This window comes from Actinokineospora cianjurensis, from assembly GCF_003663795.1.
GTDB lineage: Bacteria > Actinomycetota > Actinomycetes > Mycobacteriales > Pseudonocardiaceae > Actinokineospora > Actinokineospora terrae.
In genome coordinates this window covers 214,781-230,264 of the sequence record NZ_RCDD01000008.1, presented here as the reverse complement: position 1 = coordinate 230,264, position 15,484 = coordinate 214,781, and the positions used below count along the sequence as shown (strand labels likewise).

The 15,484-nt window shown below is 69.0% G+C and carries 12 protein-coding genes, 1 tRNA gene and 1 pseudogene; 9 read left to right on the top strand and 5 right to left on the bottom strand.

Annotated features, from left to right (window positions below; all coding sequences use genetic code 11):
• Positions 1-149 precede the first annotated feature (149 nt).
• From CLV68_RS30730 to lon, 8 genes and pseudogenes are all read left to right on the top strand, one after another.
• Positions 150-223 (top strand) — tRNA-Met (locus tag CLV68_RS30730).
• A gap of 677 nt (positions 224-900) precedes the next feature.
• Positions 901-1,401: a PadR family transcriptional regulator gene (locus tag CLV68_RS30725; RefSeq protein WP_092783724.1), complete on the top strand. Its 501-nt coding sequence runs from the start codon at positions 901-903 to the stop codon at positions 1,399-1,401.
• A 51-nt stretch (positions 1,402-1,452) separates the two neighbouring features.
• Complete coding sequence (gene prfB, locus CLV68_RS30720) at positions 1,453-2,553, top strand: peptide chain release factor 2 (RefSeq protein ID WP_121394489.1); 1,101 nt, start codon at positions 1,453-1,455, stop codon at positions 2,551-2,553.
• A gap of 87 nt (positions 2,554-2,640) precedes the next feature.
• Complete coding sequence (gene ftsE / locus CLV68_RS30715; RefSeq protein ID WP_092783152.1) at positions 2,641-3,330, top strand: cell division ATP-binding protein FtsE; 690 nt, start codon at positions 2,641-2,643, stop codon at positions 3,328-3,330.
• Between the two features lie 134 nt (positions 3,331-3,464).
• Positions 3,465-4,367, top strand: coding sequence for a permease-like cell division protein FtsX (gene ftsX, locus CLV68_RS30710; RefSeq protein WP_092783155.1), 903 nt, complete (start codon positions 3,465-3,467; stop codon positions 4,365-4,367).
• A 30-nt stretch (positions 4,368-4,397) separates the two neighbouring features.
• Positions 4,398-4,874 carry an SsrA-binding protein SmpB gene (gene smpB, locus CLV68_RS30705; protein WP_092783158.1) on the top strand — a complete coding sequence of 159 codons (477 nt, stop codon included), beginning with the start codon at positions 4,398-4,400 and terminating at the stop codon, positions 4,872-4,874.
• A gap of 79 nt (positions 4,875-4,953) precedes the next feature.
• Positions 4,954-5,258 (top strand): annotated as a pseudogene (locus CLV68_RS35530) (amidohydrolase family protein); the annotation flags it as partial.
• Between the two features lie 137 nt (positions 5,259-5,395).
• The gene (lon, locus tag CLV68_RS30700; protein ID WP_121394527.1) at positions 5,396-7,762 is read left to right on the top strand and encodes an endopeptidase La; all 2,367 of its coding nucleotides are present in this window, start codon (positions 5,396-5,398) and stop codon (positions 7,760-7,762) included.
• Here lon and CLV68_RS30695 read toward each other — a convergent pair.
• Positions 7,698-9,191: an acyltransferase family protein gene (locus tag CLV68_RS30695; RefSeq protein WP_246010197.1), complete on the bottom strand. Its 1,494-nt coding sequence runs from the start codon at positions 9,189-9,191 to the stop codon at positions 7,698-7,700. The genes lon and CLV68_RS30695 overlap by 65 nt on opposite strands.
• Before the next feature lie 197 nt (positions 9,192-9,388).
• Here CLV68_RS30695 and CLV68_RS30690 point away from each other — a divergent pair, with 197 nt between their 5' ends.
• On the top strand, positions 9,389-12,118 hold the full coding sequence (locus CLV68_RS30690) for a putative Ig domain-containing protein (RefSeq protein ID WP_121394488.1): 2,730 nt from the start codon (positions 9,389-9,391) through the stop codon (positions 12,116-12,118).
• Positions 12,119-12,283: 165 nt separating this feature from the next.
• Here CLV68_RS30690 and CLV68_RS30685 read toward each other — a convergent pair whose 3' ends face one another.
• Genes CLV68_RS30685 through CLV68_RS30670 form a run of 4 tightly spaced genes read right to left on the bottom strand, consistent with a single transcriptional unit; the run spans position 12,284 to position 15,471 of the window.
• Complete coding sequence (locus CLV68_RS30685; RefSeq protein WP_121394487.1) at positions 12,284-12,979, bottom strand: LppX_LprAFG lipoprotein; 696 nt, start codon at positions 12,977-12,979, stop codon at positions 12,284-12,286.
• A 31-nt stretch (positions 12,980-13,010) separates the two neighbouring features.
• Positions 13,011-13,655 carry a response regulator transcription factor gene (locus CLV68_RS30680; protein WP_170224681.1) on the bottom strand — a complete coding sequence of 215 codons (645 nt, stop codon included), beginning with the start codon at positions 13,653-13,655 and terminating at the stop codon, positions 13,011-13,013.
• Positions 13,643-14,770 carry a sensor histidine kinase gene (locus CLV68_RS30675; protein WP_121394486.1) on the bottom strand — a complete coding sequence of 376 codons (1,128 nt, stop codon included), beginning with the start codon at positions 14,768-14,770 and terminating at the stop codon, positions 13,643-13,645. Before CLV68_RS30675 ends, CLV68_RS30680 begins: the two co-directional genes overlap by 13 nt.
• A 2-nt stretch (positions 14,771-14,772) precedes the next feature.
• Complete coding sequence (locus CLV68_RS30670) at positions 14,773-15,471, bottom strand: sensor domain-containing protein (protein WP_246010196.1); 699 nt, start codon at positions 15,469-15,471, stop codon at positions 14,773-14,775.
• Positions 15,472-15,484 lie beyond the last annotated feature (13 nt).

Genomic DNA, 15,484 nt, shown 5'->3' with positions numbered 1-15,484 from the left:
CGGGGGGCGCGTAGTGCGAGGGACGAGCACGTAGCGAGGGGCGGGTGGGGGCTCGCTGGGGCCTGGCGGCCCTCGCGTCGAGTGGTGGCGGGTGGGGGTACCCCCGGTGAAAAGGGGTTGAGGGTGGGGTGTAGGGTTGGTTTTACCACCGCGGGGTGGAGCAGCTCGGTAGCTCGCTGGGCTCATAACCCAGAGGTCGCAGGTTCAAATCCTGTCCCCGCTACGAAGAATGAAGGCGGCACCCTTTTTGGAGGGTGTCGCCTTTTTCTATTGGCGCAGCGGCGATGTTTGGGGTTTGGGGATTCCGCTGGGGGGCGGGATCAACTGGGGGTTAGTCCTGTATGGACTGTTTGATGGTGGAGGCGGTTGGGGGAGGTGAGGGTGGGGAGAGCGGGGGGTGGGATGCGCGTGCATTTGCTTGGGAGGGTGGGGGTTGCGTTTGGGGGGAACGGATGTGGGGGGTGCGGGTGGGACTGGGTCCACTTGGGACTGTGGGCGGGGGTCTTACTGTGACAGTCGTGGGGGGAGTGCACCGGGTGGGAGGGTGGGCGGGGGCGTGGGGGCGGCGGTTTCCGGACGGGAAACTGCCGCCGTTGGGGTGATCTGGACCACAATGGGGGGTGATCTCCGGCGGAAACCCGCGTCCTGCGGCGACTACGGTTCGCCCACCCACCACTGGGCCGAACGGGTAGCGGGCTGGGAAGAGATCCACTCCTTCGGGGGAGCAAGCTCGCCGAGTCCACGTGGGATAGTCCCGTTTTGGGCCAACCGGGGACACCTGTCGTCCGCTGATCGGTCCCGGGTCGGGTGTCCGTCGGCACCCCGCCGCCGATCAGCCACTGTGGACTGGCGCACATGGCCACTGTGGACAGCACGCCCGTGTCGTGGGACCGTGGTCTTGTGTCTGAACTGAATGCGACCGCCGCCGCCCTGCTCGGCCTGCTGCACGAAGGCCCGCAGACCGGTGGCCAGCTGGTGTCCGCGGCAAGGGAGCGCTTCGGCTCCTTCTTCAGCGTGACCCGCAGCCAGGTCTACCGCGAACTGCCCGCCCTCGCCGACGCCGGCCTTGTCCGGCTGGGCAAGCAGGGTCCCCGTTCCAGCCAGCAGTACGTGATCACCGCGGCTGGCAAGAAGGCTTTCAAGACCTGGCTCGGTGGCGAGCCGGGACCCGACCACCTGCGCAGCCCGTTGATCTTGCGCCTGGTGCACGCGAGCACGCTGACCGCCAAGCAGCGGGTCGGCCTGATCGACTCGGCCAAGCAGGTCTACAACGGCGAGCACGAGGCGGCCAAGACCGCCGTCAAGACCGCCGAGGACCCCTACGCCAAGGCGATCGCCGAGTTCGGCGTCGCCAGGGCCAAGGCCGTGCTGAAGCTGCTGGAGTCCATCCCCAAGTCCTGACCTGGCTACCGCCGCAGCGGCGGCGCCCGTGTCCGCGTAGTCTTTTTCGACGTGAACCCGGACGTCGCCGCTGACCTCAAGGAACTGTCCACCTCGCTGGCCAACGTCGAGGCGGTGATGGACCTCGAGGGGTTGCGCGCGCAGATCGCGGAGCTGGAGGAACAGGCTGCCCGCCCGGACCTGTGGGACGACCCCGACTCGGCGCAGAAGGTCACCAGCAAGCTCTCGCACCGCCAGGGTGAGCTGCGCAAGGTCGAGGACCTGCGCTCGCGGCTCGACGACCTCGCGGTGCTCTACGAGCTGGCCGAGGAGGGTGGCGACGAGGACGCCGCCGCCGAGGCGCGCACCGACCAGGACAAGCTCAAGTCCGACATCTCCTCCCTCGAGGTGCGCACCCTGCTCTCCGGCGAGTACGACGGCCGCGACGCGCTGGTGACCATCCGCTCCGAGGCCGGTGGCGTCGACGCCGCCGACTTCGCCGAGATGCTCATGCGCATGTACCTGCGGTGGTCGGAGCGGCACGGCTACCCCATCGAGGTGTACGACACCTCGTACGCCGAAGAGGCGGGCATCAAGTCGGCGACGTTCAAGATCGCCGCCCCCTACGCCTACGGCACCCTCTCGGTCGAGCAGGGCACCCACCGGCTGGTGCGGATCTCGCCGTTCGACAACCAGGGCCGCAGGCAGACCTCCTTCGCCGCGGTCGAGGTCGTCCCGGTCGTCGAGCAGACCGACCACGTCGACATCGACGAGAAGGACCTGCGGGTCGACGTGTACCGCTCGTCCGGTCCCGGTGGACAGGGCGTCAACACCACCGACTCCGCGGTCCGGTTGACCCACATCCCGACCGGCATCGTGGTGTCCTGCCAGAACGAGCGCTCGCAGCTGCAGAACAAGGCATCCGCCATGGCCGTGCTGCAGGCGAAGCTGCTGGAGCGGCGCAGGCAGGAGCAGCAGGCCAAGATGGACGCGCTGAAGGACTCCTCCAGCGGGTCGTGGGGCAACCAGATGCGCACCTACGTGCTGCACCCGTACCAGATGGTCAAGGACCTGCGCACCGAGCACGAGGTGGGCAACCCGGCCGCGGTGCTCGACGGCGACATCGACGGCTTCCTCGAGTCCGGCATCCGGTGGCGCAAGACCCACGTGTGACCGCCCGGACACCATCGGTGACCAGGCGCGGCCGTAACGGACACCGAGGCTACGGCTCGATAACAACTGAAGGTAGACTCGCCGACCGTGATCCGGCTCGAACAGGTTTCCAAGGTCTACAAGACCTCCACCCGGCCTGCCCTGGAGAACGTTTCCGTGCAGGTCGACAAGGGTGAGTTCGTCTTCCTGATCGGCCCATCGGGCTCGGGTAAGTCGACCTTCCTCCGGCTGCTGCTGCGCGAAGAGGTCCCCAGCAAGGGGCGCGTGTACGTGGCGAACTTCGACCTGACCAGGATGGCGCGGCGCCGGGTGCCCCGGCTGCGGCAGTCCATCGGCTGCGTCTTCCAGGACTTCCGGCTGCTGGCGAACAAGACCGTCGCGGAGAACGTGGCCTTCGCCCTCGAGGTGATCGGCAAGCCCCGGCACACCATCAAGAAGGTGGTGCCCGAGGTGCTGGAGCTGGTCGGGCTGGAGGGCAAGGCCGAGCGGATGCCGCACGAGCTCTCCGGCGGCGAGCAGCAGCGGGTGGCCATCGCCCGTGCGTTCGTCAACCGGCCGCTGATGCTGCTGGCCGACGAGCCGACCGGAAACCTCGACCCGGACACCAGCCAGGACATCATGCTGCTGCTGGAGCGGATCAACCGCACCGGCACCACGGTGCTGATGGCCACCCACGACCACTCCATCGTGGACTCGATGCGCCGCCGGGTGGTGGAGCTCGACCTGGGCCGGGTCGTCCGCGACGACGCCAGGGGCGTCTACGGCGTCGGTCGCTGAATCACTCCCGCCCGCCGCCCGCCCCCTCGTCCCCGCCCGGCACCGTCCCCGACCTGGCGGGTCGACGACCACCACCGGGCGGCGGGAACCCAGCCCACCAGTAACCATCCGCAACAGCGAGGAAGCCCAGCCCGATGCGTGCCAGCTTCGTGTTCAGCGAGGTCGTGACCGGTCTGCGCCGGAACATCACGATGACCATCGCGATGATCATCACGACCGCCATCTCGCTGCTGCTGCTCGGCGGTGGTCTGCTGGTGGTGCGGATGATCGACAACACCAAGGAGCTCTACCAGGACAAGGTCGAGGTCAACATCTACCTGACCAACGACGTGTCCGCCTCGGACAAGGACTGCAAGGCCGACCCCTGCCGGGGGCTGCGCTCGCAGCTGGAGTCCGACCCGGCGGTGGAGCGGGTGGAGTTCGAGAACCGCGACCAGGCGTACGAGCGGTTCAAGCGGATCTTCGAGGCGCAGCCGGAGCTGGTGAAGCTGGCCCGGCCGGAGGCGCTGCCGTCCTCGTTCAACGTCCGGCTCAAGGACCCGGACCGGCCCGAGGTGATCATCCAGACCTACAAGGGCAAGGCCGGGGTCGACTCGATCGGCGACCAGAGCCAGTTCCTCGACCGGTTCTTCAGCGCGCTCAACGGTGTGCGCAACGCGACGTTCTTCATCGCGGGCGTGATGGCGGTCGCGGCGCTGCTGCTGATCTCCAACACGGTGCAGCTCTCGGCGTTCACCAGGCGCACCGAGGTCGGCATCATGCGGCTGGTCGGCGCGACCCGCTGGTACACCCAGCTGCCCTTCCTGCTCGAGGCGGTGGTGACCGGCATCATCGGCGCCCTCGTCGCGATCGCGATGCTGGTCGGGGCGAAGCTGGCGTTCCTCGACGATGTGCTCGCCCAGCCCATCAAGTCCGGGGTGGTGAAGTCGGTCGAGGCCGGTGACCTGGCCTTCGTCTCGCCGATCCTGCTGCTGATCGCGATCGGCGTCTCGGCGTTCACCGGCTACGTCACGCTGCGCCTGTACGTCCGCACCTGACCCGGCCCGTGCTGCGTAGAGTTGCCGGTCATGGCTAAGGAACGCGGCCGTAAGGCGATCGTCACCAACCGCAAGGCCCGGCACGACTACGCGGTCATCGACACCTACGAGGCCGGTGTGGTCCTGGTGGGCACCGAGGTGAAGAGCCTGCGCGAGGGCAGGGCGTCCATCGTCGACGCCTTCGCCACCGTCGACGACGGCGAGGTGTTCCTGCGCAACCTGTTCATCCCGGAGTACACGCAGGGCACCTGGACCAACCACGAGCCGCGGCGCACCCGCAAGCTGCTGCTGCACCGGGCCGAGATCGGCAAGCTGATCGGCAAGATCAAGGAGTCCGGGGTCTCGCTGGTCCCGCTGTCGATGTACTTCTCCGACGGCAAGGTCAAGGTCGAGTTGGCGCTGGCCAAGGGCAAGAAGGCGTACGACAAGCGGCAGGACCTGGCCAAGCGCGACGCCAACCGGGAGATCGCCAAGGCGGTCGGGCGCCGTGCCAAGGGCATGGGGTAGGTGGGGACGGCCCCAATGGGCCACGTCGAGGGGCACGCCGCCAAGTCGGGGACGATGCCGGGCGGGGACGAGGGGGCGGGCAGTGCCAACAGCGACCCTCTATCCGGAACCACCGGTCTCGCGGTACCTGGAAGCGGCGCTGCGCTCGGGCGCGCGGTGAGTGAAGCCCGCAGGTGCAGGTTGGCCCTACGACCCGCGAGACGCCCTCCTAGGGCCTGCGTGAGGCATGCTGGCTGACGCGGGGGTACCCGTTGTTGTGCACTGTGGACACGGACCGTTGCCGGGCACGTTCACGGGGCTACCGGTCTTTGAAGAGGTGCTGCGTCGCCACCCAGCGCTAGCGGTCGTTTGGCGCACGCGGGCATGCCGGAGATCTCTCGCGCTGCCCGCGGACTGGACGACTCGGCTGGCAGACCTCTCGGTGACCGGTGGTTGCTCGCTCTGGGCGAACACACCGGGGGAACATAGCCCGGCTCAGGGAAGTTGACGTGATCAGACTCAACTCCCTGGAGGCTGATCCCATGTCCGAGGCTCTGAACCTGCCGGTGCTGCCGCTCGACGACACGGTCCTGCTGCCCGGCATGGTCGTGCCGATCCAGCTCACCGGCTCCGACAACGCCACCGAGGCCCGTGCCGCCGTCGAAGCCGCCCAAGCCGCGGGTGACCAGGCGCGGGTGGTGCTCGTGCCCAGGTTGGACGGCAAATACGCCCGGGTCGGCACGCTGGCGGTGGTCGAACAGGTGGGCAGGCTGCCCGGCGGCGAACGGGCCGCCGTGGTGCGCGGCACCGGCCGGGTCCGCATCGGCGCGGGCACGACCGGCCCCGGCGCCGCGCTGTGGGTCCAGGTCGAGACCGCTGACGAGACGACCGACGCGCGCACCCGTGAACTGGCCCGCGAGTACAAGGGGCTGGTCACCACGATCTTGCAGCAGCGCGGCGCGTGGCAGGTCGTCGACAGCGTGACCCAGGTGGACGACCCGGCCGCGCTGGCCGACCTCGCCGGGTACGCCGCGTACCTCTCCGACGAGCAGAAGGTCTGGCTGCTGGAGACCACCGACGTCACCGCGCGGCTGGAGAAGCTGCTGGAGTGGGGCCGCGAGCACCTGGCCGAACTGGACGTCGCCGAGACGATCCGCAAGGACGTCAAGGAGGGGATGGAGCGCCAGCAGCGGGAGTTCCTGCTGCGCCAGCAGTTGTCGGCCATCCGCAAGGAACTGGCCGAATTGGACGGTAAGCCTGCCTCCGAGGAACAGGACTACCGGGCGCGTGTGTCCGAAGCAGACCTACCGGAGAAGGTTCGCGAGGCAGCGCTGTCTGAAGTGGACAAGCTGGAGCGCACCTCTGAGCAGTCACCGGAGGTCGGCTGGATCCGCACGTGGCTCGACACGGTGCTGGAGATGCCGTGGAACGAACGCACCGACGACGCCTACGACATCACCGGTGCACGGGCGGTGCTTGACGCTGACCACGCCGGGCTTGAAGACGTGAAGGATCGCGTTATCGAGTACCTGGCCGTGCGCAAGCGCCGGGACGAGCGCGGACTCGGCGTGGTCGGTGGTCGTCGTAGTGGCGCCGTGCTGGCTCTGACTGGTCCGCCCGGGGTCGGTAAGACCTCGCTGGGTGAGTCGGTAGCGCGAGCGATGGGTCGCAAGTTCGTCCGGGTCGCGCTGGGTGGTGTCAGAGACGAGGCGGAGATCCGGGGCCATCGGCGCACCTACGTCGGCGCGCTGCCCGGCCGGATCGTGCGTGCCATCAAGGAGGCGGGCTCGATGAACCCGGTCGTGCTGCTCGACGAGATCGACAAGGTCGGCTCCGACTACCGGGGCGACCCGACGGCGGCCCTGCTCGAGGTGCTCGACCCGGCGCAGAACCACACCTTCCGCGACCACTACCTGGAGGTGGAGCTCGACCTGTCCGACGTGGTCTTCCTGGCCACCGCGAACGTGGTCGAGGCCATCCCGGCGCCGCTGCTCGACCGGATGGAGCTGGTGCAGCTCGACGGGTACACCGAGGAGGAGAAGGTCACCATCGCCCGCGACCACCTGCTGCCCCGGCAGCTGGACCGGGCCGGGCTGACCGCCGACGAGGTGGTCGTCACCGAGCAGGCGCTGCGGCTGCTCGCGGGGGAGTACACCCGCGAGGCCGGGGTGCGGCAGCTGGAGCGGGCGATCGCCCGAGTGCTGCGCAAGGTCGCGGCGAAGTTGGCGGTAGGTGATGCGGTGGGCGACTTGGTGCCCTCGCGTGTGGACGCGCAAGACCTGCGCGGTTACCTCGGGCAGCCGAGGCACACGCCAGAGTCGGCGGAGCGGACCGCGGTGCCAGGTGTGTCTACCGGGCTCGCTGTCACCGGCGCGGGTGGCGATGTCCTGTTCGTCGAGGCGTCCCTGGCGGAGAAGGCGACGGGCGCGGCCGGGGTGACGTTGACCGGGCAGTTGGGTGACGTCATGAAGGAGTCGGCCCAGATCGCGCTGTCGTTCCTGCGGTCGCACGGCCCCGCGTTGGGCCTGCCGGTCGCGGAACTGGCCGAGCGGGGGGTGCACGTCCACGTCCCGGCGGGCGCGGTGCCCAAGGACGGGCCGAGCGCGGGCATCACCATGACGACCGCGTTGGCGTCGCTGCTGTCCGGTCGTCCCGTGCGCTCGGATGTCGCGATGACCGGCGAGGTGTCGCTCACCGGGCGGGTGCTGCCGATCGGCGGGGTGAAGCAGAAGCTGCTCGCCGCCCACCGCGCGGGCATCACCACGGTCCTGTTGCCGCAGCGCAACGAACCCGACCTGGACGACGTGCCGGAGTCGGTGCGGCAGGAGCTCACCATCCACCTCGTCAGCGATGTCCGTGACGCGCTGCGGTTGGCTCTAGAGCCACAGGAAGCGCAACTGGCCGCGTGACATAAGCGGCGGGTGGGTTGGCAACAGCCCACCCGCTGCTAGGTGTGCGGCTCGACTGGCGCTCGGTCCTAGTGCAGAGAGCCACGCCGGTAAGGACTAGAACCGCCCACGGGACCGGGCCTTCGAACAGGTTGGGGCCGTCGGGTGAGAATCCGCGGACGGTCAGGCCCAACAGTCCGGTAGCCGCAAAGAGGAAGCCTGCGGTGACACCCGTGGCTGAGGGGATAGCCCTACCTGCGCCGGTTTCGAAGCGGCCGAAGACACGGACTAGAGCGGCGAGCACCAGACCGACACAGGTCACCCACATCGGCGCTACCGCGAACCACTCGACCGAACCCGGCTCCGGCGTGCGATAGCCCATGCCGAGGACCATGACGCCAGCGACGACCACGAGCGCGGGCATGTGCCAGAGGTAGATCGTGGTGCTGCGCGCCCCCACCGCCCGGATCGCCGGACCGTCGAGGCGGTTCAGCACCGGCCTGGCGAGCAGCAGCAGACCCAGCTGGCCGACCGCGAGCGGCAGCAGGACCGCGGCGGGCGGGCTCATGTTCGACATCGGCGCCCCGGGCATCCCGATCATGCTCGGCGCGTACGGCCCGAAGGCCACCATCGCCGCGACCACGGCGAACCCGCCGACCGCCATCGCCGCGTGTGCCCGCCTGCCCAGTTCCAGCCTGCCGTCGGCGTAGCAGATGCCGAGCTGGTGCACCGCGACCCAGATGACCACGGCGTTGACGAACCCCGCCTCCGGCAGGCCCGCGAAGCGCACCACGTCGACCAGGACCGCCAGCGCGGCCAACGGGACCAGCACGCCGAGCCCGAACCGCTCGTGCGCCCGCGCCATCACCGGCGTCACCGCGACCACGACCAGGTACACCACGAGGAACCACAACAACTGCGCGCTGATGCCGCCCGCGACGTCGACCGGCTGCGGCGCGACCCCCGCGCGCAGCAGCAGTTCCGGCAGCACCACCCACACCGCCGCCAGCGGCAGCACCGGCACCACCAGCCTGCGCAGCCGCCCGGCCAGCCACGCCCTGGGGTGCCCGGACGCGCGGTAGGAGTGCAGGTTCGCCGCACCGCCCGCGAAGAACACCACCGGCATCACCTGCGACAGCCAGGTCAACAACCACCACCCGGGTGTTGCCAACGCGTTCCCGGTTTCCACGGTGTGCCCATTGCTGGCCAGCACCGGCATCAGCCAGTGCTGGCCGACCACCAGCACCACCGCCGCCACCCGGATCACGTCCAAGAACGGGTCCCGCGTCGACCTGCCCACTGCCGCCCCCCTGCCTTCCACCGGCGTCTTCCTGCCGGGTTCGAGCATGTCGGGGCCGGTGCGCGGGGGCAGCGAGGCCAGCAGGTGTCCTGGTCCGGGTGGCGGCACCAGCGCCAGGGGTGGGGCCAGCCCTACCTCCTGTGAATTCACAGGTGTTTTCGCTATTCAACCGACGGATATGCGGGCCTCGTGCCGCGATAGGGCACGAGCTATGGACTGAACAGCGGAATTCATTCCCGTGTCCTGGCGGCACTGGGTGTGATTGTGGTTGTTTCTCACGACCGGCATGCCGAGCCGGTCAGGAAAGTCGTCCCCTGATCCCTGCATCGCTTTATTGGAGTAATCCCATGAGACAAGTTCGCGCGAGCCTGCGCAGACGCGTTCTCGGCGCGGGGGTGGTCGCCGCCACCGCAGCCGCGTTGGCGGTGGGCATCGGAACCGCCGAGGCCGCCGAAGGTGTTGTCATCGGTGCCGACCGCGCCGACGCCATCCCCGGCAGCTATCTGGTGACATTCAAGGACACCGCCGCCATCACATCCGATGTGGACCGTGCGGTGGCCGATGTCGCGAGCCGCTACGGCGCCACCGCGCGCACCACGTGGCGCCACGCGCTGCGCGGGTTCGCGGCGTCGATGTCGGCCACCCAGGCCCGCAAGCTCGCCGCCGACCCGGCCGTCGCCCTGGTCGAACAGGACGCGGTCGTGCGGGTCGCCGGGAACCAGCCCAATCCCCCGTCGTGGGGCCTGGATCGCATAGACCAGCGCAACCTGCCGCTGGACCAGAACTACAACTACGACACCACCGGTGCGGGCGTCACCGCTTACATCATCGACACCGGTATCCGTACCTCGCACCGCACCTTCGGCACCAGGGCCACGTGGGGTACGAACACCGTCGACACCAACAACACCGACTGCCACGGTCACGGTACGCACGTGGCGGGCACGGTCGGCGGCACCGAGTACGGGGTCGCCAAGGACGTCAAGCTGGTCGCGGTCAAGGTGCTCAACTGCGCCGGTTCCGGCTCCAACACCGGCGTGGTGAGCGGCGTCGACTGGGTGACCCGCACCGCGACCAAGCCCGCCGTGGCCAACATGAGCCTCGGTGGCGGCGCCTCCGCCACGACCGACACCGCCGTGCGCAACTCGATCACCGCGGGCATCACCTACGCGGTGGCCTCCGGCAACGACAACACCAACGCGTGCAACTCCTCCCCGGCGCGCGTGACCGAGGCGCTGACCGTCAACGCCACCGCCGAGTCCGACGCGCGCGCGTCGTTCTCCAACTACGGCACCTGCACCGACCTGTTCGCGCCGGGGCAGAACATCACCTCGTCGTGGAAGGACAGCGACACCGCCACCAACCGGATCAGCGGCACCTCGATGGCGACGCCGCACGTGGCCGGTGCCGTTGCCAGGTACCTGCAGGGCCACCCGAGCGACACGCCGCCGCAGGTCGCCACCGCGATCCTGGCCCAGGCGACGTCGGGCAAGGTCACCAACCCGGGTACCGGGTCCCAGAACAAGCTCCTGTTCACCGGTGAGGGCACAGGCACCCCCACCACCGTCACCCCGCCCGGCAACCAATCGGGCACGGTAGGCACACCTGCCAGTCTGACGTTGTCGGCCAGCGGTGGCACCGCGCCGTACACGTGGACCGCGTCTGGGCTGCCCGCCGGGCTGTCTATCTCTAACGGCGGCGTCATCTCCGGTACTCCCACCACCGCGGGTACCTACAACGTGACCGTTACCGCTACCCCATCGGCAGGCACGCCGGGGAGCGCCTCGTTCACCTGGACGATTGTTGCCCCGCCTGCGGGCGACGCCGAGGTCACCGACCCCGGTGACCAGACCGGCCGCGTCGGCTCACCGGTGAACCTGACCCTGCGGGCTACCGGCGCCACACCGCCGTACCGCTGGTCCGCCGTGGGTCTGCCCGCCGGGCTGTCTATCTCTACCGACGGTGTCGTCACCGGTACGCCTACCACTGCTGACATCTACGGCGTCACCGTCACCGCTACCCCGTCGTCGGGCAACCCGGGCAGCGTGAAGTTCAACTGGACCATCACCGACGCGCCCGGTGGCGACATCACTATCGCCAACCCGGGTCCGCAGTCAGGCAAGGTCGGTGTGAAGGCGGGCCTGAAGCTGGTCGCGACCGGCGGCACGGCCCCGTACTCGTGGTCGGTCACCGGACTGCCGGACGGTCTTACCTCCGACCACGGCGGTAGTGACACCCTGGTTGTTCGCGGTACGCCGAGCAAGGCTGGCACGTTCCGTGTGACTGTTACCGCCACCGGCACCACTGGCGGCAGCGGCTCGGCCAGCTTCGACTGGACCATCAGCGACGGTGGCGCCGTTATCACCATCACCGACCCTGGCGCGCAATCGGCGAAGGTCGGCCAGCGGGTCAGCGTCGCGCTATCGGCTTCCGGTGGCACTGCGCCGTACCGCTGGTCTGCGCGTGGTCTGCCCGGTGGGCTTTCCATCGACGGTAGTGGACTCATCACCGGTACTCCTACCGCTGAGGGTACGTACTCGTCGGTGGTCTTCGCTGCCGCCACTGACGGCCAGGGCACTGTCGTCATTGACTGGACCGTTGGCCCTGCCAGCACCTGTAGCGCCAACCCGCAGTTGGTGACCAACCCCGACCTCGAGAACGGCAGCACCGGCTGGACCCAGACCGCGGGCGTCATCGGCTCCCACGGCGGCCAGGGCATCCCGGCGCACAGCGGCACGTACTCCGCGTGGCTCGGCGGCCGAGGCACCACCGCCACCGAGAACTTCGGCCAGTCCCTCACCATCCCGACCGGCTGCACGTCGTACACCCTGTCGTTCTGGCTCTACATCAACACCTCCGAGACCACCCAGACCCTCGAATACGACAAGATGTCCGTCCGCTTCGGCACCACCACCCTCAAGACCTACTCCAACCTCGACGCAGGCGCCTACCAACAGATCACCGTTGACGTCAGCGCATACGCGGGCCAAACCCCCACCCTCCAGTTCCTCTCAACCGAAGACGCCTCACTGCAAACGTCGTTCGTCCTCGACGACATCACTCTCGCAGTGAGCTAGTGGAAACCGCTCGTGGGGCGACTGACACCCAGCCGCCCCACGAGCGAATAGCCCACCACGGCCCCCGGTGTGCCCCACCGGGGGCCGTAGGCCGTTCACAACCTCTAAGCTCCCAGAACGCCTTCACGCAGAATGCAGCAAGACGACACCAACAACCCAACCGGGCTACGGCGTCTCGATCTCCGCAGGCGTGGGCGCGGCAACATCAACAGCTTGCCCCCAGTCGCTGTAACTGGCGCGGGACGACTTCCCGCTCCGGTCGTCGATGTGCGCGTCGAACCGCACCAACCGCCCGCCCGCCCCCACCCACACGTCAACCGGGAACGCCCTGTCCGGCAGCATCGACAGCACCGTCTCGCTGACGCCGAACCCGGATCCGGTCGGATTCACCTGCACCCGGTACCGCGTCGCGTCGCCGTCCTGCGCCGACTCGATCAACTTGCCCGCGCCGAGGTCGGCGGCCAGGACGCGCGGGTCGAGCGACCCGAATCCGCCCGTCACCGCCGCGATCGCCTGGTCCGACTTGTTCGTCGACCTCGGACTGATCTCCCGCCACTGCTTGCTCGGCGGTCGAGACAAGTAGGTGTGGTCCCCGAGCGCGAGCACCTTCCACGTCTCTTGCCCGTTCCCGACCTCGACCTGCACCGCGGCCTCGGGCTGTTCCAACCGCGCCGCGCCCGAGGACACCATCGACTCAAAGCCGGGCCTGGACGGGATGGTGATGCGCACCGTCTTCTCCCGGCTCGCCGCAACCTCTAGCGCCGACCCGAGCGCCTTAGCGTCACCGAATTCGGCGACAAAGTCCTTCGAACATCCAGATAACGCCAACAACAGGCAAACCACGGCGACGGCACCGCGCATATCGACCACCCCCTAGAGCCGCACAATAGCCCTAGCCGCGGTCGAGAAAGGTAAGGACCGCGCGGACCCTGCGGTGCTCTTCCGAGCTGGGCTCCAGCCCGAGCTTGGAGAAGATGTTGCCCACGTGCTTCTCGACCGCGCCGTCGGAGACCGTCAGGGAGCGGGCGATGGCGATGTTGGACAGGCCCTGCGCCATCAGGCCGAGGACCTCCCGTTCGCGCGGGGTGAGCAGGTCTATCGGGTTGCGTCGTCCTCTGGCCATGAGCTGTGCGATCACCTCCTGGTCGATGCAGGTGCCGCCACCGGCGACGCGGTGCACGGCGTCGACGAAGTCCGCCACGTCGGCGACGCGTTCCTTGAGCAGGTAGCCCACGCCCCCGGCGCCCCCGGCCAGCAGTTCCACCGCGTAGCGCTCCTCGACGTACTGCGAGAGCACCAGCACCGGCAGCCCGGGGATCTCCTCCCGGGCCCGCAGCGCCGCCCGCAGGCCCTCGTCGGTGAACGTCGGCGGCATCCGCACGTCGACGATCGCCAGGTCGGGGCGGTGTTCGCTGACCGCGCGCAGCAGCCCGTCCCCGTCGTCGACCGCCGCGACGGTCTCGATGTCCTCGTCGGCGAGCAGCCTGGTCACCCCGACGCGCAGCAGCACCGAGTCCTCGGCGATCACCACGCGCACGGGAGGTCTGCCCTGATCACTGTCGGCCCACCGATGGGGCTCACCACGGTCATCACGCCGTCAATCGTCGCAGCGCGGTCCGCGAGCCCGGCGAGGCCACCCCCCGGGCGCAGGACGGCGCCTCCGTCGCCGTCGTCGGTGATCTCGACGACGACCTGGTCGCCGGTGGCCCGGTCCGCGCGCCACACCCGCACCGTGACCGCGTTGGCGTTGGAGTGCTTGGCGATGTTGGTCAGCGACTCGCCGACGATGAAGTACGCGGTGCTCTCCACCGCCGCAGGAGGCCGGGGCTCCACGTTGACAGTTACCTCTACCTGCACCGGGCACTTAGCCGCCAGCGATGACAGTGCCGCGTCCAGTCCCCGGTCGCCGAGCACGGCCGGGTAGATCCCCCTCGCGAGGTCGCGCAACTCGGCCACGGCGAGCTTGGCGTCCGCGTGCGCCTCATCGATCAGGGCCTTGGCCATCTCCGGGTCCGCGTCCAGCTTGCCCTTGGCCCTACCCAGCCCCATCGCGACAGCCACCAGACGCTGCTGCGCGCCGTCGTGCAGGTCGCGCTCGATCCGCCTGCGTTCGGCCTCCGCCGCGTCGACCCCTCGGGCCCGCGACGCCTGGAGGCGGTTCGCCCGCGCGGTCAGGTCCTGCGTGCGGTCGGGGCCGAGCATCGCGATGGTCAACTGCGAGTGCAGCCAGGCGTAGCGGGGCGCGAGGAACAGCGCCAACGGGAACAGCGGGATGCTCACGATCCCCAGCGCGAACCCGATGACCGACAGCGGGAACTCCATCATCAGGTAGGTGATGTCCCGCCAGGTCCGCCGATCGGTCATCAGGGTCTGCCACTGCCGCAGCACCCCCTCCTCGCCGGGGACCATCACCGGCCGCGTAGGCAGATCGGCGCCGAGCAGCAACCGCGCCCACGCTCTATGGACGTTGCCGAAGGCCCTCGCCAAGAGCGCTGCTCCGACAAGGATCGCCACACCGACCCAGATCACCACGGTGCTGATACCGACGCTGATGAGCGTGACCGTGACGACGAAGGTGAACAGGCTAAGAGGGAACGCGCCGATCAGGTACGCGATCGCTCGCGCGGGGTGAGGGTAGGTGCGTGACTCCATCTTTAGACCCCACTCGGCAGCGGCTCGGCATGGTAAGAGCCGAAGAACGACGGCGCGGGGCCTAGCAGCGCCCTGGCGTAGTAGGCGTGTGCCCGACCGAGGCCCTTGGTCACCGGTAGCGCCACCGCCAACAGCAGCAGCCCCAGCGCCGCGAACGGCAGCGACTCCACAAACGAGTCGACCACGATCAGCGGGTGGTCCCAGTCACCGACCCGCCAACTCTCCTCAGGCAGGTACCGGTAGTAGATGGGCAGGAACAACAACCCGAGCGTGAGCGACCACATCGTGACCATCACCGTGAACTCGAACACCCCGATGGGCAGCAACAGCACGAAGTAGCTCACATCCCGCCACGTCGCGACGTCCCGCACCCGGGTCTTCCACCGGCCACGCTCCGGCAGCGGCACGTACGGGCTGGCGATGTAGGTGTCGAGCATCGCGTAGATCCGCGCCCGCTCCACCCGAGCACCCAGCCTGGCCCCCACGACCGCCAATGCCAACACCGGCAGCCCCACCCAGACCACCGCCGTGCTCAACCCCACGCTGAACAGCGTCACCACCGCCACGAACCCCGCGATCCCCAGCGGCAGGTTCATCGCCAGGTACCCGAGCGACCCCAACACCGACGGGTTCGGCCGCGTCCCGTCCCGCTCGATGACCCCACCACTGTCGACCGCGCCCATCGCGTCCCGCCTCCTCATGCCGTTGACCACC